This is a genomic window from Micromonospora sp. DT229 (assembly GCF_049844505.1).
Taxonomy (GTDB): Bacteria; Actinomycetota; Actinomycetes; order Mycobacteriales; family Micromonosporaceae; genus Micromonospora.
The window spans coordinates 184,083-206,937 of sequence record NZ_JBNCLD010000010.1 but is presented as its reverse complement, the minus strand read 5'-3'; the positions used below and the strand labels follow the sequence as shown (position 1 = coordinate 206,937).

Annotated in this window: 9 protein-coding genes; 5 read left to right on the top strand and 4 right to left on the bottom strand. The window is 67.5% G+C overall.

The genetic code is table 11. From position 1 onward, the window contains the following. Position 1 precedes the first annotated feature (1 nt). The 4 genes from ACLQ2T_RS18245 to ACLQ2T_RS18230 form a co-directional block, all read right to left on the bottom strand. Positions 2–262 carry a hypothetical protein gene (locus ACLQ2T_RS18245; RefSeq protein WP_425767550.1) on the bottom strand — a complete coding sequence of 87 codons (261 nt, stop codon included), beginning with the start codon at positions 260–262 and terminating at the stop codon, positions 2–4. A 66-nt stretch (positions 263–328) separates the two neighbouring features. Beyond that, on the bottom strand, positions 329–997 hold the full coding sequence (locus tag ACLQ2T_RS18240) for a hypothetical protein (RefSeq protein WP_425767549.1): 669 nt from the start codon (positions 995–997) through the stop codon (positions 329–331). Further along, positions 994–3,618 carry an FtsK/SpoIIIE domain-containing protein gene (locus tag ACLQ2T_RS18235; protein WP_425767548.1) on the bottom strand — a complete coding sequence of 875 codons (2,625 nt, stop codon included), beginning with the start codon at positions 3,616–3,618 and terminating at the stop codon, positions 994–996. Before ACLQ2T_RS18235 ends, ACLQ2T_RS18240 begins: the two co-directional genes overlap by 4 nt. A gap of 47 nt (positions 3,619–3,665) precedes the next feature. After that, positions 3,666–4,127 carry a type I restriction enzyme endonuclease domain-containing protein gene (locus ACLQ2T_RS18230; protein ID WP_425767547.1) on the bottom strand — a complete coding sequence of 154 codons (462 nt, stop codon included), beginning with the start codon at positions 4,125–4,127 and terminating at the stop codon, positions 3,666–3,668. 53 nt (positions 4,128–4,180) lie between these two features. On the opposite strand from ACLQ2T_RS18230, the gene ACLQ2T_RS18225 reads away from it, so the two are divergent. From ACLQ2T_RS18225 to ACLQ2T_RS18205, 5 genes are read left to right on the top strand one after another with little or no spacing between them, the layout of a single operon-like run. Then, positions 4,181–5,323 carry a serine/threonine-protein kinase gene (locus ACLQ2T_RS18225; protein WP_425767570.1) on the top strand — a complete coding sequence of 381 codons (1,143 nt, stop codon included), beginning with the start codon at positions 4,181–4,183 and terminating at the stop codon, positions 5,321–5,323. A gap of 45 nt (positions 5,324–5,368) precedes the next feature. Continuing rightward, positions 5,369–8,323, top strand: a complete 2,955-nt coding sequence (locus tag ACLQ2T_RS18220) for a DEAD/DEAH box helicase (protein WP_425767546.1) — start codon at positions 5,369–5,371, stop codon at positions 8,321–8,323. Then, entirely contained in the window at positions 8,320–13,830 is a 5,511-nt protein-coding gene (locus ACLQ2T_RS18215) for a class I SAM-dependent DNA methyltransferase (protein WP_425767545.1), read from the top strand. Before ACLQ2T_RS18220 ends, ACLQ2T_RS18215 begins: the two co-directional genes overlap by 4 nt. Beyond that, entirely contained in the window at positions 13,827–20,567 is a 6,741-nt protein-coding gene (locus tag ACLQ2T_RS18210) for a DEAD/DEAH box helicase (protein ID WP_425767544.1), read from the top strand. Before ACLQ2T_RS18215 ends, ACLQ2T_RS18210 begins: the two co-directional genes overlap by 4 nt. After that, on the top strand, positions 20,564–22,846 hold the full coding sequence (locus tag ACLQ2T_RS18205) for a UvrD-helicase domain-containing protein (protein ID WP_425767543.1): 2,283 nt from the start codon (positions 20,564–20,566) through the stop codon (positions 22,844–22,846). The genes ACLQ2T_RS18210 and ACLQ2T_RS18205 overlap by 4 nt, the downstream gene beginning before the upstream one ends. The last annotated feature ends 9 nt before the right edge of the window (positions 22,847–22,855 follow it).

Below are 22,855 nucleotides of genomic sequence, written 5' to 3'. Positions count from 1 at the left end.
ATCAGAGGACTGCGTTGTACTTCTCGGTCTGGGCGATGGCGGCCTGAATGAGGCCGGCGCCCTCGCCAAACTTCTGCTTTGCGGCGCTGAGTTTGCCGATGGCACCCATGACGGCGGGCTGCTGGGTGCCGGCGGCGAGGGCTTGGAGCACGGCGATGGCCCGGTCGACTTGGGCATTGACGCCAGCGAGTTGGGCGAGCGCCCTGTCGGCTTCGGACTTGCCGTGGGCCAGGCCCGCCTTGATGTCTCCGATGGTGGCCACTGGATGTTCCTCCCCTGGGTCGTGGTGTCCAACGCCCCGCCACCGGCGGCAGGTGCGTCTGCGGGTTCAGCCTCGGGTCGCGGCGATGAAGATGAACCACAAGATCGGCATGCCGACAAAACAGATCACTCCGCCTGCGCGGGCGGACCGAGTACCCCCTCCGCCGACCCGCGGCTGACCGACGAGGCTGATCGTGAGGTAGCCGGCGAAGAACGCCAGCGCGGGCAGCCCACACAGCGACCAGGGCACGAGTTGCCACGGGATGCGGCCGAGGTCAGCATCGGGGCTGACGGCGAGCATCAGCAGCGAGGCGAGGGTGCCGAGGGTCGCCGCGGCGGTGTAGACGAGAGCGTTGCGGGCCAGCGGCGTGAGCCCTGGCAGCAGTGGTGGTTGCGCGGCCTGCCGATGGGCGTGCTCGGCAGCGGTGTCGGCCGCGTCGGCGGCTGCGGCGGCCCGGCGAAGCGCCTCGGCCGGGTCCGGAACCGGGCTGGGGGCGATGCCGCCGATGTGCGGCTCGGGCAGGCGCAGCGTGGCGGCGAGCTGGTGAAGGTGTTGCCGCTGAGTTGCGAGCCGGTGGGTGATCTGGTCGAGGGCGGCCTGCCCGCTGCGGCTTGCTGTGGCCTGCTGCTCGGCTCGTGAGCGTTCGTTCTGTAGGAGGGCCGCAAGGCGGCGGGCGTGGTCGGTGTAGGCGGCCCACCCGCCGTCGCGGGGCATCGGGGTGACGGGGTCGCTCATGTGAGGTCGTCGATCTGGTCGAGGGTGCCGGGGCGTACGTAGGGGACGATGAGGGTGCGGCGGTTGTCGTTGCGGTCGATCAGCAGGGCCCGGTTGGGGCGGGACTGCCACTCGGAGGCGTAGTCGCCGAGCAGGGAGCCGATGTCGCTGCTGGGCAGGTTGAGCGCGACGAGGCAGGCGACCTCACCGCCGCCGGTGGGGCCGACGTCGTCGTTGAACCGGCTCAGGGTGCGCCACCAGCCGAGCAGGTGCACGCCGTGGCCGGGACCGTTGGCCAACACGGCCCGCAGGTCCTCGTGCCCGGAGCGGTAGGTGGTCGGGTCGCTGGCCGCGAGGAGGTTGCTCGCGGCGTCGGCGCCGAACACCACCAGGTACGTCGCCTGCCCGCCAGCAGAGTCGGGGGGCTGCGCGAGGTCGACCAGATGCGTCCGATACTGGTTCGAAGTGATCGTTTCGCACGGGTGGCTGGCTGCGGTGATCGCCTCGACGGCGGCGTCGGCCGCCTGGTCGGCGGCGGCGACCAGCGGCGCGACGAGGAAGCGGGCGGTGCCGGGGGCGTGTTGGCGGGCCAGGCTGACCGCGGCTGCGTACAGGATGTCGGCTCCGACTGGGGAGGTGCCGAGCACGGCCAGATGGCTGCCCGGAGTGGCGTCGAGGGTGAACCCTGCGGTCGGCAGGCCGACGTCGACGGCACGGCCGACCAGTGCCCGCCGTCGCCGCACGTCCGGGGACAGGCGGGCGAAGGTGGGATCGGCGTTGGGATGCTGCTCGGCGTAGCCGGCGAACACCGCGGGTGGCGCGTCGCCTGGCGGGCGGGCGTTCCACAGCAGGTGTCGCTGCGCGGTCACCGACGCGGCATCGGCGTTCGGGAAGCGGATCACCCGGTTCGCTCCCGCTATCCCGGCCGCCGCGTTGATGACGGCTGCGCCGATCGGAAGGTTGTCGGCGCCGTCGTTGAGCTGGTCGAGGATCCCGCCCCCACCGGCGAGCGCGACCCGCAGCGGGAACTGCCCGAAGATCGACTCGGTCTTGGCGAACAGCGCCTCCACCCCGGAGATCGTCTGCGACGCCAGGACCAAGTGGATGCCGTACGAGCGGCCCTTACGCGCCAGCTCCTCCAGCAGCGCCACCGCCTGCCGGGCCACCGCGTCGTTTCCCTCGAACAGCACATGGAACTCGTCGATCACCGCCACCAGCCGCGGCATCGCCACGTCCGGCCGCCCTGCCCGCAGGTCGGCAAGCTTCGTCACCCCGGCCCGCTTCAGCTCGGTCGCCCGCCGGGTCATCTCCCGCGACAGCGTGCGCAGCACCGCCAGCCCGTACTCCCGATCGGACTCGATACCGACGGTGCGGGCGTGCGGGATCCACGACGGGTCCACCGCCGTCGGGGTGAACTCCGCGAACGACACCCCCTCCTTGAAGTCCAGCAGATACAGGCCCAACTCGTCCGGCGAGTAGCGCGAGGCAAGGCCGTAGAGCACGTCCAGCAGGAAGACCGTCTTGCCCGACCCGGTACGCCCACCCACCAGCCAGTGCGGCGTCGCATCATCCAGCGCGAGCACGCACTCGGCGCGGCCCTCCCGGCCCACCACGGTCCGCAAGCCCCCGACCGACGACTCCTGCCACATCTCGGCCGGCATCAACGCCGTGAAGTCCGTGGACGCCTGCACCCGCGCGGCTTTCGCCAACCTGCGACAGACCGCCTCGACCAGATCGTCCGGCGGGCCGCCGTCCAGCCGCATCGGCACCGCCAAGCCTGTGCCGTCAGCGCTGAACCGGTACGGACCCGGCGGGTCAGAGACCCGGAAGAACCCTTCACCGGCCGCCGTCAGTTGCGTCGTCCGCTCCAGGCGAGGCGCCGCCTCCAGCCCCGGGTGCTGTGGCGGCGGATAGCCGGCCACCAGCAGGAACACACCTGCAGCCGGACCGGCGTGCGCGATCGCCGCCAACCGCGACCACTCCGTACGCCCCGCACCGGCAGGCGGCGCCGCGACACACAACAGCAGCACCGACGGATCCGCCTCGCCGGCCTGAACCCGCTCGATCCGCTCCTCCGCCTCCGCCAACACCTGCTGAAAGCCCGGAAGGTCGACCGCAGGGCGCCGCCAGGCCTCCGCCTCCACCATCGCGCGGAACGGACCGAACACCGCACCGAGCGTCGCCCCGTCAACAGCCGTGACCCGAAGCGCGCCATCTGGCAACGCCGCAAGCACTCGCAGCAGCACGCCGCGCAGCCACCGCGCTACGGACGGCTCGCGGGCGTCGCTGTCGATGGTCAGATGACCGGCACCCAGGAACGGCACGACGACACCGAAGACGCTGCCAGTGGCCGGGGATGCCTCACCCAGCCGAACAGGAAGTGGACGACCCGCAGCCGCATCCACACCTGTCGGAAGGCTCGCGGCAGCAGCGTCCAGCCGGCAACCGAGCCAGCCCGGCGTCAGTCCCTCGGCCATTCGCTGCATACCGGCGGCGAAACGCCGAGCATCTTCACTGGCCTGCGCCGACACGCCGTCCCCGCCGGCACCAGCGCGCAACCGCGCACGGGCGGCTTCCGCATGCGATACCGCTTCTCGATGCGCCGTCACCGCCCGACCGAAGGCCGACGCCACCGACTCCATGCCAACGTCTCCCCGGGACCGATGGACCGCGATCTCTGGCGCCGACCCTATCCAACGAAGCCACCCGCAGTCAGCCCCGTATTGCTCAGCGTGCTGAGCGATGGTGGTGAGGTGGTCTCTACCATGGCGAGGACATGCTTAAGCCATCGCACCGCCAGCACGGGGTAGCCGGCACCGCCTGTCACCGCAGGGCGGGCCGCCTGCTGCTGCTCCTCCCGGAGCCCACTCGTTGGCGGAGGTCTCACGAGTGGGAACCGCAGCACGGTGGTCAGTTGCTGGCGCATGTAGCTGCTCATCAGGTTTTCGAGTTGGGCGGAGAAGCGCTCGTGCCGAACTACGTTGCGCTTGGGGACCTCACGCATCTTCCGTTCGATCAGCCGGCGCAGCGACGGGGCTATGACGACGTCAAGGGACTGAAGAGGTGTGAACGTCGGCTTTTCAGCTACAGCGACGTCACTGATTGGCCACGGAGCGCGTCGTGGCTCGCGGTCGGTGCGCCGTTTCGGCACACTGGCCAGAGTGGATCTGGGTGCACGGTGGGCGGAAAAGCGCAGAATGTCGAATGAGTGAGCTCCCGTCTCGCATCGGCCGATACGCGGTCAGTCGTAAGCTCGGCAGCGGCGGTATGGGTGAGGTGTTCCTCGCGTACTCGCCGGCGGGTTCGCCTGTGGCGGTGAAGGTCATCCGAAGTGATCGGCTGGATCCGGTCACCCGCGCCCGGTTCGAACGAGAGGCCGCCGTCGCCCGGACGGTGATCGGCACGAATCGCATCGCCCGATTCCTGGAAGCGGACCCCTACGCGGACCGTCCCTGGCTGGCGATGGAGTACGTCCCGGGTTACACCCTGCAGGAGTACGTACGCGAGCACGAGATGCTGCCCGTGGCTCTGGTGGCGAGCCTTGGCGCGCTCGTCGCGGAGGGCCTGGAGGCGGTGCACGGTGCCGGCCTCCTGCACCGGGACCTGAAGCCGCAGAACGTGATACTCGGCGCAGACGGCCCGGTAATCATCGATTTCGGTCTGGCGGCATTCGTCGATGCCTCGTCGTCGCACGACTCCCTGTCGACCAGCGGGATGATCATCGGCTCGGTGCGGTGCATGCCGCCCGAGCAGGCCGGCGGGAACCCGCGGGTTACCGCGGCGGCCGACGTCTACGCGCTGGGCACAGTTCTTCTGTACGCGGCGGCCGAACACTACCCGTACGACGGGCCATCGTGGCAGGCCATCATCTGGCAGATCACGAACCCCGAGATCCAACCGGATCTCACTGGGGTCCCCGCCCGTCTGCTCCCACTCCTGCGGAAGATGCTCGCCTTCAAGGCCGAGGAACGTCCGACGATCTCCGACGTGGCTGCCGCCTGTGCCGAACTGCTGGCGGACGCCTCCATCAGCCCGGCCGACGCACGGTTGGCTCTCATCGGCAGGACCGCCGGCCGAAATCCGAGTCTGCGGGAGGGCCAAGTGCCGTCGCCGTCGATCGAGGCAAGGCTCGACGAGCTGAGTGCTGTGGGCGGCTCGGATGCGGATGGGCCGCTCGATGTGCCTCCGGCGCCTCCCGAGCCGGTGGAAGCGGGGGCGCCAGAGATCGCGGAGCCCGAGGCCCCTGAGTCACCGGTTCGGCCTCGGGAGCGTCCACCGCGACGGCCGGCGTCCAGCCGGGTGGCGGCGGAGTTGCGAGCCGCCTACGCGGCCCAACCGACCCTGTAGCAGGGTGTAGGGCGGTCGAACAGCAGAACGAGGAGCGGGGCAAGAGTGAATATCGAGGCCGAGACCGCAACCGGCGAGGGCAAGGTATCGGCCGGCTTCCCGCCAGGGTCGCAGGTACTCGTACGTGACGAGCAGTGGCTGGTACGCAAGAGCACGTTCACCAGGCGCGACAGATGGATGATCGAGGTCACCGGGGTGTCGCCGTTCGTCCGCGGCGAGGAAGCGATCTTCTATCAGAGCCTCGACGACATCCGAATCCTCGATCCGCGCGAGACCACGCTGGTGGCAGACGACTCGGCGAACCACCGGCGGGCCCGGCTGTTCCTGGAGGCGGTATTCCGCAAGACTGCGCTGCCGCAGACCGAGCACGGGCTCGCGCTCGCAGACGGGTTCCTGATGCATCCGCAGGTGCATCAACTGCGGCCGGCTGAGCTGGCGCTGTCGATGAAGAACCCGCAGCCTCGGGTTCTGATCGCGGACGTGGTGGGCCTGGGCAAGACCCTGGAGATCGGTATCTTGCTGGCCGAACTGATCCGACGCGGTCGCGGCGAGCGGATCCTTGTGGTGACGCCGCAGCACATCCTGGAGCAGTTCCAGCGGGAGATGTGGACGCGGTTCGCCATCCCGCTTGTCCGATTGGACTCGACCGGCATCCAGCGGGTGCAGCGGGAGATACCGGCGGGACGTAACCCGTTCGCGTACTTCAAGCGGGCGATCATTTCGGTGGACACGCTGAAAAGCGCCGTCTACGCCCATCATCTGGAGCAGACCGACTGGGACGCCGTCGTCATCGACGAGTCGCACAACCTGGTCAACCGGGGCACCCAGAACAACGAGCTGGCCCGGTTGCTCGCTCGCAAGACCGACGCGCTGATCCTCGCGTCGGCCACGCCGCACAACGGCCGGGCGGAATCGTTCGCTGAGCTCATTCACATGCTGGACGAGGCCGCGATCGCCGATCCGAGCAGCTTCGATGTCGACCAACTCGAACATCTCTACATCCGCCGGACGAAGACCTCGCCCGAGGTACGCGACTCGCTGACCGGTTCCTGGCCGGATCGCGGGCCGTCGACGCCAGTGCACGTTCAGGCCAGCGCCGCAGAGACTGCAGTCTTCGCGGAACTGATCGAGCGGTGGATCCCGGCCGAGGGCGGTACTTCGGTCAGCACCCATCAGCTGGTGCCGTATCAGCTGCTCAAGTCGTTCCTCTCCTCGCACCGGGCGTTGCTGGCGACGATCCGTACGCGGTTGAAGACGATCGACACGTCCTTGGCCGAGAAACCGGGCGACAAGGCGCGCCTTGCGGAGCGGACAGCGCTCCTGACGCTGCAGGAACTGACTGGGCACGTCCAGGACGACGACGCGTCGAAGTTGACCGCCTTGGTGACGCAGTTGCGTGAACTCGGCGTCGGACCGGGCTCGGACACCCGAGTTGTGATCTTCTCGGAACGCATCCCGACGCTCATCTGGCTGGCCGAGACCGTTCCCGCTGTGCTCGGGTTTCCAGCCACCGCCGAGGTCACCGATCGCAAACCCTGGACGGCTTTCAATGGCGCTGTGCAGGTCATGCACCGCGAGTCGACCTCGGATGAGGAGCAACAGCGCATCGTCGAAGCGTTCGGCCTGCGTGACGCCCCAGTCCGGATGCTGTTCACCGGCGACATCGCCTCCGAGGGCGTCAACCTTCACCAGCAGTGCCACATCCTGATCCACTACGACCTGCCGTGGTCACTGATCCGAATCGAGCAGCGCAACGGCCGCATCGACCGCTACGGGCAGAAGCACTCGCCGCAATTCCGGGCCTTGGTGCTCACCAGCAACCTGCCGTGGCGTACCGATCCGGAGTCCGGCGCCGCACGCACCCTGGACGACCGCCTGGTCGGTGAGAAGCTGCTGGCCCGCGAGGCCGAGGCCCACAAGATCGAGGGCTCGGCAGAGGCAGTGACCGGCCTATATCGGGCGCAAGAGGAAGAAGATCGCCTGATCAAGGATCTGGTCGCTGGCCGGACCGTGGAGCAGTCGATCAAAAAGTCCCGGGCGAGCCGGACCGGTTTCCTCGTCAAGCTCGTCGGTCAAGTCGGCGCGGTCCCGGAGCGCAAGGAAGTCCTCAGAGCGGAGGTGTTGACGCTCTTCTCCTCGACCGCGGACTACTTCGACGAGGGTCTGCGGCAGATCTGCCGGCCCAACCCCGAGGACCAGCTGTCGCTGTACCGCGACGACAACGGCACCATCGCCTTCGAGCCGCCAGCTGATCTGCTCTACCGGCTGCGGTCGCTGCCCAGGTCGTACCTGAAGGAGCAGCAGATCCTGCCGGGGCCGGACTCTCCCGGGCGTCTGCGTATAACCTTCTCCAAGGATCTCGCCGATGCCCGGCTGACGGCGGCGCGGGAGAGTTCAGACTCGCAGTGGCCGACGGTCTCCTACGTGACCGACGTACATCCGGTGCTGGACTGGCTCACCGACAAGGTGCTCGTCGAGGTCGGCCGGCACGAGGCGCCGGTCCTGGCTGCAGCCGTGACCGAGCCGGTCTTCCTTGTGCAGGGCATCGCCTCGAACCGGCTCGGCCGGCCGACCATCGTCAAGTGGATGGCGGTCACCGGCCTGCCAAATGACCCCAGGACCGTCGAGATCACTCCTGAGCTGCTGGCCGAGTTCGGTCTCGGGCCACGGATGCCGGCCCGCGCCGTCCCGCGGGACTTGGACGGGCTGACGAAGATGGTGCCGGAGGCGATCGAGGAGGCGCGCCGCTACTTCGGCGAGATCGAGGGCGGTTACCGTGCCGACATCAAGCGGACCCTGGAGCCCTACCGGGACAAGGTCGGCAAATGGAAGCAGGAAGCGCTGTTCGCCGGGCCGCGACCGGATCACCGGCAGGTCGACAGCACCGCCGAGCGCCTGATTCAGCTGGTGGCATCGCTGGAATCGGTCGGGGCGCCGATGTTGCGCCTCTTAGCAGTGCTGGAACCGTTCGCCGACGGGGTGAAAGGAACACAGGGATGAGCCGCGACTACGACTCACTCACCAACCGGGGCGAGTACCTCTCCGCGCACTACCTGGCCGAGGACCTGGACACCGACCTGCGGAAAGGGATCTTCGCGGTATGGACCGGGCGCGAAGGCGACGAGAACGAGCCCCGTCGTACGCCGCGCGAGCTGATCCGTGGTCTGCGCGGTAGCTACCTCGGCGAGGACGGTCGGTCCTACTTCGCCGCTGCGGCCGAGGCCGACGGCGACGGTCCGATCCGTCTAGCCACCTACAACAACCCGGAGTGGCACAAACGCCTGATCGAGTGGCACCAGGAGGTACTGCGAGCCCTCGGCTTCGACCCTGCACCGGTCGAACTCGTCGCGCACCGGGCCGGCCGCGACCACACCGTCACCGTCGCGCTGCACACCGACGAGATCATTGCGATCGACTGCGGCTGGACGGGCAACACCGACGCGGCCCTCGACCCGAACGGTGCCGGGCGCCTGCTGCATCCCCTGCACGTCAGCGGATCAGAAAAGTATGAGAGCGGCGCCGCGCTCGCGTCGTGGCTGTTCCAGAGCGAAATCGGCGGGCCCGGCGGTGCTAGGCCGCGTTTCGTCCTGCTGCTGCATGGTGGCGTGATCATCCTCGCCGACCGCGGCACCTGGGCCGAGGGCCGGTACCTCGCCGCGAACCTCGACACGGCGTTGGAACGTTACGACCGGACCCAGACCGGCGAGCTGTCGACCATCGCCGCCCTGTTCAGCCACGACATGCTGCGTCCCGGCGACAACGATCCGACCCGCCGGATCGACGTCCTGTTGAAGAACTCCAGTACCAACGCCGTCGGCGTCTCCAAGGAACTGCGGCACGGCCTGCAACGCTCCGTCGAGATCCTCGCCAACGAGGTTCTGCTCCGCATGGCGGAGCCGGGCAATAACGTACGCCCGGAGGACATCGAGGGCCCGAAGCTGCCGTTCGCCCGGGAGCTGACCCGCGAGTGCCTGCGATACCTCTACCGGATCCTCTTCCTGCTCTACGCCGAGGCCCGGCCCGAGCTGGGCATCCTGCCGACCGACGACGGCAGCTACGAGAGCGGCTACTCGATGGCCCGGCTGCGGGAGCTGTGTGCCCTCGACGAAGAGCTCGTCGAGGAGGAGTCGAGAAACGGCTTCCATCTGTACGCGTCCCTCGATCTGTTGTTCAACAAGGTCAACTTCGGGCACCGGCAGTACGGCACCGAACCCGACGACGACCTCCCCGGCGATGACGAGGCGACCCGCAAGGAGAAGGCCGAACGCCGCAGCGAGGATCACGGACTGCGGTTCGAAGCGCTGCGCAGCACCCTGCTCGAACCGGGCGCCATCCGGCTGATCGGCACCCGCACCCTCGACCCGCGTAGCGACGAGGACGAAGATCCGCGCTGGCTCGACCTACGGCCCCGGAACGCCGCCCTGCACCAGGTGCTGCGCCTGCTCACTATGAAACAGGGCAAGAAGGGCGAGCGCGGCGGCTTCGTCTCCTACCGTAACCTCGGCATCAACCAGCTCGGCGCCGTCTACGAGGGCCTGATGTCCTACACCGGCATCATCGCCGACGAGGAACTCTGCGAGGTCGCCCGCGAAGGGAACCCAGACGAGGGCTCGTGGCTGGTGCCCGCCCACCGCCAGCAGGACTACCCGGACGAGACGCTGGTCCGCTACAACGAGGCCGACGCCCGGCGCGGCCTGCGCGGCGTCAAGAAGTACGCAAAGGGCTCGTTCGTCTACCGGCTATCCGGCCGTGAGCGGGAGACCTCCGCCTCGTACTACACGCCGGAGTCACTGACCAAGGTCACGGTTGAGCTGGCGCTCAAGGAGCGGCTCGACCAGGAACGCGACGCTGGCGGCAACCCGATCAAGACCCGGGCGGCGGCGTTGCTGTCGTACCGGCTCTGCGAACCAGCGCTCGGCTCCGGCGCGTTCCTCAACGAGGCGATCAACCAAGTCGCCGAAGAATACCTGCGCCGCCGGCAGGACGAGCTGGGACGGTCCATCCCGTCCGGGCAGGTGCTCACCGAGAAACAGCGGGTCAAGGCCTACATCGCTCTACACAACGCGTACGGCGTCGACCTCAACCCGACCGGCGTCGAGCTGGCCGAGGTCTCGCTGTGGCTCAACACCATGCACCCGGGCATGCTCGCGCCTTGGTTCGGCCTGCATCTGCGGCGCGGGAACTCGCTCATCGGCGCCCGGCGCGCGATCTACGCTGCCGACGACGTCTGCTCCACCGCCAAGGAGTGGCTCAAGGCCAAGGGAACCCTGGCCCCGACTCCGCTGCCGATGCGCGATGAGTACGGCAACCTTCAGCCGCTGCCTGCCGACGCTGTGCACCAGTTCCTCCTGCCCACGCCGGGCTGGGCTGCTGTCGCCGGCAACACCGAGGCGAAACAGCTTTCTACCGACCAGAACAAGAAGCTCGCGGACTGGAAGAAGGGCATCCTCCAGCGGCCGACGCGGAACACCTCGCATCTCAAGGCGGACGGCACCCCGAAGCTGGTGGCCCGTACCCAGCAGCCGCAGCAGGAGAAGCCTTCCCAGTTCACCCGGCTCCGGGACGCCGCCCGGCGAGTCGAGTTTCTCTGGGCCGCGGTCGTCAAGCGGATGGACATGTCCGAGCAGAACATTGCCCGGCGGATCCCGATCTGGGGCGCCGGACCAGACGAACCCGAGTACGGCTTCCTGCACCAGCAAGAGCGATCAACACCCAAGGAGGACGTGCTCCGGGACCTCTTCGAGGCAGTCGACACGCCTTACTGGCGACTGAAGCTGGTCATGGACGCCTGGTGTGCCCTCTGGTTCTGGCCGTCCGACCAAGCCGGGCTGCTCGACGGCACCGACGAGGAGTACGAGCTCAGCGGCAGCATCACCCGCGACAGCCTGGCCAGCCTGATCGACACCACCGTTCCCGGCACCGAGCCACCAGCCGAACTGCCGCAGCAGGCGACATCCACTGCAGTTGCGCCCTCGGCGCCAGCTGCCCGGCGCATGATCTCGCGGCCGATGACGCTCTTCCCCATGGACGGCGACCAGACGACCCTCGACGAACTTGGTTGGGGTCTGGAGCCCGAGCCAGCACCCGTAACTCAGCAGCCCCAGAAGAAGCCCGCGAAGGCCCCGAAGTCCTCGGCACCGGCACTCCGCCGAGTCATCCCCCTGAAGAACCTCGACGACTGGCTCGACTTCCTCGAAGCAGTCCTCGGCACCGCCGACGTTCCGCAGAACAGTTTCCTCGACGCGTACGACACGCTCGACAAGTTAAAGGATTTCGAGAAGTCTCTGTCCGGGTTCTTGAACATGGACACCAAGCCGCCGGAAGACCGGTTCCCGTGGCTGCGGGTCGTCCGCGACATCGCCGACCGGCAGGCCTTCCTGCACTGGGAGCTAGAATTCGCGCTCATCTTCGCCGAACGAGGTGGCTTCGACCTCCAAGTCGGCAACCCGCCTTGGGTTCGGCCCCGATGGGACGCTGACGCCGTGATGGCCGAGTACGAGCCGTGGTTCGAACTCGCCGACCGGCCTTCGGAGTCAAATAAGGAACGCAAGCGGCGGGAACTATTCCAGAGGTCCATGGTCAAGGCCTTTATGCTCGACGAATTGACCAGTAACAGCGCGACGGTGGCATTCATGGGCTCGCCGCAGACGTATCCACTACTGGCGGGTACCCAGCCGGACCTCTACCGAGCCTTCATGTGCCAGGTATGGCGGCACACCTCTCATCGAGGAACCGCTGGCATGCTGCACCCAGACACTCACTTCGCCGGCGAAAAAGAAGGAGCGCTGCGTGCGGCGGCCTATCACCGCCTGCGCGTCCATGGCGATTTCGTGAATGCCGGACAGCGCTTCTTTCCGAAGCCTGTGGGGCACGCGGCCCACTTCGGTGTCCACATCTATGGACACCGTGCAGAGATCAAGTTTGACCATCTGTCCTGGCTGGTGTCGGCCGACGCACTTCGACTTTCACGTGACCACGATGGCTCCGGTGAGGTGCCGGGTATCCGGTTCATGAACCGGGAGTTCGACGAGCGACCCCATCGAACTCGGGTTATCGCTGTGGACGATGACGTTCTTGCCGTATGGAGGAGGCTTCTCGACGAAGAGAACCGACCGCTCGACCAGGCGCGCCTGCTTTTCCCGGTAAGCGTCGCTGAGGCCTCCGCCATCGAGGCTCTCGCAGCCTACCCACTTCGTCTGAGTGCTCTGAGTCCGCAGATTTCCGCAGGATTCAACGAATCTGGGGCCAAGAAGGCAAACCTGATCGACTACAACCGGGAAGACCCGTCTACCGGGCGGGTGTATCAGCCAGAGAACTGGAGCGAGGTGATCCTCAAAGGGCCCCAAATCGGCCCCTCAACCCCGGTGTTCAAGCGGCACGACGCGAATAGCAATGACCCTTACGGTACTGAGCTGGTCGGCCTGCCTACGGACTTCATCCCGGATAGCGCCTACGTTGTGGTACCGGAACGGGTGGACGCGTACCGGCAAGCTCAGGATCGTTGGATCGACCACACCGAACTAGAACGGCTCCGTTCGGATAAAGATGCCTGCGATGACGTAAGGGCCATGATTGCCGAGTTAGAGAACATCCCTGAGTCGGACGTCGACACCGAGAAGGTGAACGCCGTCTTGGTGCAGAAGTCGCGTCGGCCGTACGTCGACTTCTACCGACTGGCTTGGCGTCGTCAGATTGCTCCGGATACCGAACGCGCCCTCTATGCCGCGATCTTTCCGCCGGGCCCAACGCACGTCCACACGGTTCACACTCTGGCAATGCCAACCCCGCAGCAGACCTTGCTCGTTGCGGGTTTCTGGTCGTCGCTTCCCTTGGACTATCTATTGCGGGCCACTGGCCGGGGAGACCTTCAGGTTGCTGGCACTAAGGCCATGCCCGCTCCAGACGCGAATCATCCGTTGGCGTCGGCGCTTCTCCTGCGCGCGCTCCGACTCAACTGCCTTACATCGTCGTACAGCAGTCTTTGGACGAACACTTATGCCGCCGAGTGGCCAGGGTCTGAGGATTGGGCAATCGACTGGCCGGGCTTGTCGCCCCTGGCCGCGGTCGGGCCGGAGTGGACCTCGGAAACGCCCTTACGGAGCGAGCGTGCCCGCCGGGCAGCGCTGGTCGAGATCGACGCGTTGGTAGCCGTCTGGCTCGGCATGAGCGCCGACGCCCTGGTCGCAGCTTACCGTGGTCGCTTCCCCGTTCTGCAGAAGTACGAGGCCGTGACCTGGTTTGACGCGGATGGGTGGAAGCTCGCCGGCAATGCACGGACTATCGGCCAACGACAGACGAAGGCGAGCTGGGCGCAGTTCGAGGCGTACCAGAACGACAAGTCCGAGCCGAAGACCGTTGCGCCTCCGGAGGGCTTCACGCCGCCGTTCTACAAGGCGGACCGGGTGGCTGAGATGACAGCGGCGCATGCGGTGTTCCAGGCCCGGCTGGATGCGGCGATCGCTCGCGGTGAGTGGGATCCGGTCACGCGGAAGGCGGCGCAGCAGTGAGGCCGACCCTGGAGGCGCGTGGACTGAAGGAGAGCCTGCTGCAGTACCTGTCGACCACCTACGCGCTGGCCGACGAGGGTGCCCGGGAGGCGCTGCACCGATTCCTCGGCAACGAGACGTCGGGGATGTTCCGTGGGCCGTTCCTGCGGATCAGGACTCCGTTCACCACGGCGGCGCCTGGTTGGGAGCAGCATCTGGAGTGGCGGCGAGAGGGCTGGACGCCGTACGCCCATCAGGCTCGGACCTTTGCGCGGTTGAGCTCGGCGAATGGTCACGTGCCGGAGCCGACGCTGGTCACCACGGGCACAGGTTCCGGTAAGACGGAGTCGTTCCTCTACCCGATCCTCGATCACTGTCGCCGGGAGCGGGCGGCCGGGCGGCCCGGGGTGAAGGCGTTGCTGCTGTACCCGATGAACGCGCTCGCCACCGACCAGGCGCAGCGGATCAACGAGCTGCTTCTCGGGCACCGCGACGAGCTGGGTGCCCTGACGGCCGGTCTCTACATCGGTGACCGGGCCGCGATCCAGTACGAGCGGGTCTACACCCGGCGGCAGGACATGCAGCTGACCCCGCCGGACATCCTGATCACTAACTACAAGATGCTCGACCTGCTCCTTCAGCGGGTCGACGACGCGCCGCTGTGGCAGGAGGCAGACCTTCGCTACGTGGTGGTGGACGAGTTCCACACCTACGACGGCGCGCAGGGTACCGACGTCGCGATGCTGCTGCGCCGGCTCGCGTCCGTCGTGGGCGCCGGCGAGGAGGGCCGCCCGCTGGGCCCGATCTGCCCGGTGGCCACCTCGGCGACGCTCGCCTCGGCGTCCGACGAGCGCGCCACCGAGGATCTGCTAAAGGTGGCGACAGCGGTGTTCGGCACCCCGTTCACCGCTGAGGCGATCGTCGGTGAGGATCGCCTCACCATCGACGAGTTCATCCCACTGCGCGATATCGGGGAGCTACCGGACGAGGACGTGATCCTGCCGACCCCGACGCCGGACGAGCTGCTCGCTCTGCCGGACCCAACCAGCGGCGACGATGCGCTCCTGCTGCTGGCGCATGCTGTGACCGGTATCGACGATCTGGATCAGATCGAGCTCGGAAGGCGCCTCAAACGGCACCTATTCACCAAGGCGTTGCTTATCGCTCTTGAGGGCGATGTGAAGAGTGGCCCGGACGTGCTGCGGCTGATGTGGCGTGCCGGCGCGCAGAGCTGGTCGTCGGCGATCACTCGGCAGCCGGAGAAGGCCGCCGCGGCGCTGGCCAGGTTCGTGGCGCTGCTCTCGTACGCCCGTGATCCTCAGTCTCCGCCCGGCGAGCTCCGGCCGTTCGTGCATGTCGAGGTGCACCAGTGGGCTCGGGCGGTGACCCGGTTGCTGCGTGGGGTGTTGCCGTGGCCGAAGGCGGAGTTCCGGTGGGACGTCGCCGGGACCCGCGATCCCGGCACCGATCAGGGCGTGGTGACAGTACCCGTGACGACCGCGACCGCCGGGCAGGCCGCGAACCTGTTCCTGCCGGCGGTCTACTGTCGGGAGTGTGGTCGCTCCGGCTGGGCGGTCTTCTCGCCGGAGAGCGACGACTGGGACGTCCAGTTCGACAGCTACAAGATCCGCCGGGCCTCGACGGGGCAGGACAAGGTCCGGATCCGCTACCTGATCGCGGCCACCGACCGGGAGGCCGCCGAGGGCGCCGGCCGCAACACGCTGCGCGACGCCGGCCAGCGTGTCGGAGCACCGTCGGCGGCACAGGGCCCTGGTGGGACGCTGATGGTGCTGGACGCCGTCCGGCAGCGGCTGCGGCTACCGGACCCCGGCTCCGACTACAACGACGAAGGGCAACCCGCGCTGACCGCACGGGACTCGACGTTCCTGCTGGTCAACCTTGGTTCGACGGCCAACACGGCCGCGGCGGAGGACTGGTGCCCGGCGTGCGGTGAGCGCAACGCCATCCGCTTCCTCGGCACCGGTGCGGCCGCTCTGGCCGCGGCGGCTATCACGCAGCTGTTCACCGCTGGCGAGCTGGACAAGGAGGCGTTCGAGGACAAGACCCTCATGTTCAACGACTCGGTCCAGGACGCGGCGCACCGGGCCGGTTTCGTGGCGAACCGGTCGTACACCTTCTCGCTGCGGGCGTTGCTCGCCGCGCACCTGCGCCAGGAGTCCGCCACAGCTCTGAACGACCTGATCGCCGACGTGGTGTCTGCGACGACCGATCCGCAGACCCTCGCTGCGGTCGTACCTCCGGATCTGCATGGCCTGCTCGGTGTCGACCGCCTGCTGTCCGGCCGTGGGCGTGGTGGCGATATCGCAACCTGGCAGTTGATCGGGCAGCGGCTGGCGTTCGAGACGCTGATGGAGTTCGGGTTCCGCTCCCGCAACGGCCGCACGCTGGAGCTCACCCGCACCGCGGCGGCGCACATCCACCTCGCCGATCCGGCCGCCGTCACGGCGATGGTCAAGGAGATCCACCTCGATCTGGGCCGAGATGGCCTGCCGATCATGGAGGCCGACGACGCCACCTACCTGGGTTTCGTCCGGGTATTTCTGGAACGGCTTCGCAGCCGCGGCGCTGTCTCGCACAAGTGGCTGAGCAAGTACATCGACGAGGCCGGGACGAGCCGGTACTTCATCTGGGGACAGCGTCCGCAGGGCATGCGAGCGTTCCCGAACCGGGTCGCGGCGCCGAAGTTCCTGCTCGCGGCGCCGAAGAACGGCAGTGACTTCGACGTGGCCTCCGGCCGGCTGTCCTGGTACGAGCGGTGGACGGGCCGCACCCTCGGCCTGTCGCGGGAGGTCATCCCGGAGTTCTGGTACCGGCTGCTGCCCGAGCTGACATCGGCTGGGCTGCTGTCCGTTCGTACCCCGAATGATTCCTCCGCCCGCATCTACGGCCTGCAACCGGGCAACATCGAAGCCCTGCTGCTGGACGACAGCCAGGTGCGGGAGGCTTTCGTACGTTGCCCGGTCTGTTTCTGGGAGCAGACGGTGCATCCGACGCTGCTCGACCAGTGGCACGGCCAGCGGTGCCCGGCCTATCGGTGCCGCACCGGCCGCTTAATCGCCGGCAACCGGCCGATGGAACTCGGGCGCCACCAGCGTGACCGTGACTACACCCAGGACTACTACCGCCGGCTCTACCGGCAGGCGGGCACCTATCAGGTGAACACCGCCGAACATACCGGCATGCTCACCCGTCAGCAGCGGGAACGGGTCGAGCAGGCGTTCAAGCAGGGCTGCAAGCCCGACGAGACGGGCGTAGTGGCGTTCAAGAACCCGAACGTCCTGTCCTGCACGCCGACGCTGGAGATGGGTATCGACATCGGGGACCTCTCCGCTGTGGTACTCGCCGCGCTGCCTCGCCGACCAGCGGGCTACGCCCAGCAGACCGGACGTGCCGGACGGCGTACCGGCAACGCGTTCCTGCTGACCATCGCCGACCGCTCTCGGCGTGACCTGTACTTCCTGGATCAGCCGAAGGAACTCATCGCCGGGACGATCGTGCCGCCGGGCTGTTACCTGTCCGCAGTGGAAATCCTGCGCCGGCAGTACCTCGCCCACCTTCTCGACCTGGCCGCGGCCGGACGCCTTGCCCGCGCTGACGGCGTTGTACTGCGGGCGCTGCCGGACCGGGTGAACGCGCTGTTCGGACCGTCCGGGTTCCTCGTCGACCTGATCGAGGTCGTCATCACCCAAGCTGCCGAACTCGTGGCGGGTTTCCTCCGGCTGTTTCCCCGCGACGACGGCACCGACCTGTTGCCACGCGGTGTCACCGAAGATGCACGTAACGATCTTATCGAGTACGCGTCACACGGCCTGCGGGCGGCGCTGGAGGAAGCCGAGCGGGAGTGGCGGCGCCAGGACGAAGGGTTGCGGGCCCGGATCCGGACGATCAGCGAGGCCTACGACGAGCTGCACGACTCCGACCCTGACGAGGCGGATGAGAAGGCGATGTTGGATGCCGAGCGGCGTGCGCTCGGCAAACGGCTGATGGACCTCGGCCAGACCACGGCGCAGGGTGCGTTGTGCGATCTGGGCCTGCTGCCCAACTACGCCCTGGTCGACACGGTCACCACCCTCAACGCCACGTTGTACGGGCCGGACGGTGTGAGCGCAAAGGACGGCAAGACACCCCGGTACAAGTCGAGACCGGTGAGCTATCAGCGACCCCGCCGATACGCCCTGGAGGAGTTCGCCCCCGGCAACACCTTCTACGTCAACGGCTACCGCCACCAGATCACCGGCATCGACATCATCACGTCTGGCCGGCCCGAGTGGCATCACTGGCGCGTCTGCCCGGGCTGCGGATACATCCGCACGGAAGACGCTGTGCACGACCGGTCTGCCTGCCCCCGCTGCGACAGCACCTACATCGCCGACGACGGCTGCCTCTTCCAGGTCGTCGAACCGTCGACCGTGACTTCGCGTGACCTGCGGGAAGACGCCCGGATCCGGGACGACAAGGACGAACGCGACCGTCGCTTCTACACGGTCGTCGACGCGGTCGACTTCCCCGACGACGAGATCGCCCCCGGTTCGTGGCGGCACACCCACCAGACGTTCGGCGTCGACTACTGCCGGCGCGCGATGATCCGGCGCATCAACGTCGGGCCGGCCCGCTATGACGCGCCGCCGCGGGACGACTTCGCCGGGCACACCGTACGGATCAATCCGTTCCACGTCTGCACGGGATGTGGGGCAACGAGCGCGGACGGCCAGCCGGTCTTCAATCTCGAATCGGACGCTCTCACCTCCTCCCAGACGCGTAACCCACAGCTGAAGAATCACCGCCCGTGGTGCCCGCTGCGCCGGGGCAAGCCGGACAACATCACGCAGGAGAAGGTCCTGCTCGCCCACCAGTTGCGGACAGAGGCGCTGCGCATCCTGCTTCCCGCTGCGGCCGCCGACGTCGACACCCGGGTGCACTCCTTCCGGGCGGCGCTGCGGATGGGCGTGGACCTGCACTTCGGCGGCGACCCCCAGCACCTGGACACCACCGTCGCCTCCATGCCGGACCAGGCGAGCGGAGAACGCCGCTGGTTCCTGGTCCTCTACGACCGGCTTCCGGGAGGCACCGGCTACCTGGACCGGCTCACCAAGGCCGAAGACTTCCAAAAGGTGCTCTTGAAGGCACACGCCGCGCTGCTCGACTGCAAGTGCAAGGACGAGCAGCGCCGGGCCTGCCATCGCTGCCTGCACCGGTACACCCCCGAACCGCAGCAGGACCTTGTCTCCCGTAATACCGCGCTCCGGATGATCAGCTCGCTGCTCTTCGACGATGGCGGGTGGGAGACCGAGCCGGTCGCCAACACCCGGAAGATCGGACTGGACGGCCAGCTCGAATCCGACCTCGAACAGCGCTTCCTCGACCTGCTGCGCGGCTGGGTGTCGGTTACCGACGACGTATCGCTCGACGAGGATGGCCACGCCAGCGGGCACCTGCGCTTTGCCCGCGGCACCGACCTGGTCCACTGGCGGATGACTGCCCAGCAGCAGCTGCGCCGGACCAGGACCGACTTCACCTTCAACCGGGTAGACGGTCCCAGCCAGAGTGTCACCGTCTACCTGGAGGGCTTCCGGTTCCACGCCACCCCTGAGCACAACCGCATCGCGTCGGACGCCCGGCAGCGGACCGCCCTGCGCGCCGAGGGCCACCGCGTCTTCCAGGTCACCTGGTCCGACATCGAGCTGTTCGAGCAGCGGCCGACCTCCACCCGGCCGGTCTGGCCGCCGTACTCAGGAACGGCGCAGGAGCAGGCCAAAGATGCTTACGAGGAGTTCGACGGCAACCGGGCCCAGCTGACCGGCATGATCTACACCAACCCGGTGAGCTCTCTGATCGCCTACCTGCGAGACCCCGACGAGCAGCGGTGGGCGTCAGCGGCGGGCGCCATGGTGACCGGACTGCTGGCCGAGCCAGGAACCGCTCTACTAACGGCGACGACCGACCGCCGGGAACTGGCCCGGACGCTCCGTGCCGAACTCAACGGGCTCACTGCGGGTCAACCCGAACAGCCCCCGCCTGTCGGGGACCCAGACGCCACGCTGCACGCTTTCCGGGCGCACGATCAATGCGGGCTGCCGATCATCGTCATCCTCGACGCCAAGGATCCGGACCACCCGCGCTGGACGGCGCTCGCGGCTCTCGACGACCGTGAGGCCGCACTCACCGGCGATGGCCACTGGCGGCGCTGGCGCTCGTGGCTCTACTGGACGAACCTCACCCAGTTCCTCGCGTACGCCGGCGGTGACGGGGTCCAACTCGCCTACAGCACCGCCGCCGAACTCGACCTCGACACCCTCGTCGTCTGCGGCGGCGTCGGCGAACTCGACTCGCTGAACGGCCCGCCGCCGAAGCCGACGGTCAGCGTCGACAAACCCGCTGCGGCGACGTCCGGACCGCGGGACCAGCAGTGGGACGACGAGATCCTGGAGATCCTCGACGATGAGCCGGAACACGGCGGTGACCTCGGTGTTCTCGCCCGCAGGCTGGCCGACCGGGGCAAACGCGCACCCGTGTTCGGCTACGAACTCGGCGCCGGCCGCTGGCAGGTCGACTTCGCCTGGCTCCTGCCGAACTTCAAGATCGCAGTAGTGGCCCTGCACGGTGATGACACCGACGCACGGCACCGGGACGAGGCATACGCCGAGGAAGGCTGGACGATGCGAACCGCGGCCGAGTGGCTCCAACACCTCGACGAACTCGAAGACCTGCTGCCCGACATGGAAGACTCCGAGTCATGACCGCGCGACTCAGCCTGCACTACAAGGCCGAGGAAGAGCTCTACAAGCTCGACCGGACGGTCAAGGGACTGTTCTACGACTTCTGCCACCGGTTTCGGAAGAACCCAGATCAGCCCGGCCTGGATCTGAAGAAGCTCAAGGGCGACTCCCGCATCCACCGCGCCAAGATCAACCAGTCGTATCGGGCACTGCTCATTCCGGTCGAGACCGACGAGCGTGGCCGCCAGCACTGGCTGATCATCGCGGTCCGACATCGCAAGGACGTCTACGACGAACTCCAGGTCGCGGTCAACCGCGTCACCGGAGAGCTGGAGTTCGTCGACCTCGCCGTGATGGGCGACAGCTCCCTGCAGCGTGCCGGGATCACGCTCACCCCGGCCGAGCCCGATGATGTAGCTCCAACGCCGGCTCCCATTCGAGAGCCCGATCAGGTTCCAGACCGGCCGCCCCTACTCGGTGCCTACACGGCCGACCAACTCCGCGACCTCGGCGTTGCCGAGCAGCTCATCGACTTGGCCTTGGCTGTCACTACCGATGAGGAACTCGACCGACTCGTCTCGGGTGCACCGCTGCTTTCCAAGGACGTTCTCTACGGACTCGCGGCAGGGATGAGCATCGACTCAGTGCTCGAAGAGGTGACTCGCCCGGTGAAACTGCCAACCGAGCCGGACCTCGCCGACATCTCCACCGCGGTCAGCCGAACCAATGTCTCGTCGATCGACGACGACGTGCAGGCTGCCCTAGACGAGGGCAGTTTCCGTAGCTGGAAGCACTACCTGCACGCGACCCAGGCCAAAACCGCTCGGCGTGAATACACCGGCCCGGCCCGCGTCTCCGGCGGTCCGGGCACCGGCAAGACCGTCGTCGCGCTGCACCGGGTCAAGTATCTCGTCGAGCAGCTGACCGACGACGGCGTGCAGATCCTGCTCACAACCTTCACCGCCAACCTCGCCGCCGACCTGCGGCTCCGCCTCACCTCCCTGATAAGCGAACCGAAGCTGCTGGCGAGGGTTGACGTCGTGCACATCGACCAGCTTGCCGCCCGTGTCATCGGTGAGAACACCGACCAGCGCAACCGGCGCAAGCGCATCAGCGATCACGCAGCCATGATCGAGATGCGGCAGCTCCTCCTCGAACTCGACGAAAAGCGCTGGGAGGCCGACTTTCTCCTCGACGAATGGGAGCAGGTCATTCTCGGCCAGGCACTGACAAGCCGGTCGGACTACTTCAGCGCCCGACGGGGCGGGCGTGGCCGCGCACTCACCCGCCCAGAACGCAGCCAGATCTGGAAGCTTATCGAGCAGTTCGCCGCTCGTCTGGACAAGCTCGGCGCCGAGACCTGGGGCCAGGCCGCCGAACGCGCCGCCCGCTTCGAGATCGAACGCGCCGCCGCAGCGGAGCGGTACCGGAGCTCGCCTGCGACGGCAGACGACAGCTCCGGCTCTCGGCCTTTCGCGTACCGGTACCGGCACGTGGTCGTCGACGAAGCCCAGGACCTGCGCGCCGCTCACTGGAAGATGTTGCGCGCCATGGTTGAGCCAGGCCCGAATGACCTCTTCATCGCCGGCGACACCCACCAGCGGATCTATGACCACCAGGTCTCTTTGGGTGCTCTGGGCATCAATATTCGGGGCCGCTCACGTCGGTTGACACTCAGCTACCGCACCACCCGCGAGATCCTGGAACACGCCCTCCGGATCGCCGAGGGCAACAAGACCGTCTACGACGATCTCGACGACGGCGTCGACAACCTCTCGGGATACCGGTCCGTGCTGCACGGCCCCACACCGACCTTCCTGGGATATCAGAACTGGCCGGGCGAACTGGCCGGCGTCGGCACACTGCTACAGGGATGGCGCGACGAACTCTCGACGGACGACGATGGCGCCCGCCAAGACCCGTCCGGCCACGTCGCGGTCGCGGTCGCGGATCACGAACAGCTGACCCAGGTCATCGAGTACCTGGAGAAACAGGGCGGCCTGACCTGCGCCGAGCTCACTAAGGACGGGCCGCGTGGCGACGGCGAGATTCACGTGGGGACGATGCACCGGTTCAAGGGCCTTGAGTATCAGCGGCTGGCGATTATCGGAGTGCGCAAGGGTGCGATCCCACGTCCCTACATCGAACGCTACCGCCGGTCCGACCCGCAGCGGTACGAGCTCGAGCAACGGAAGGCCCGGTCGCTGCTGTTCGTCGCCGCGACCCGTGCCCGAGATGTACTAGCCATCACTTGGCACGGTGCACCCAGCCCTTTATTGGATCCAGTATTCAACGGCTGAGACCGCCCT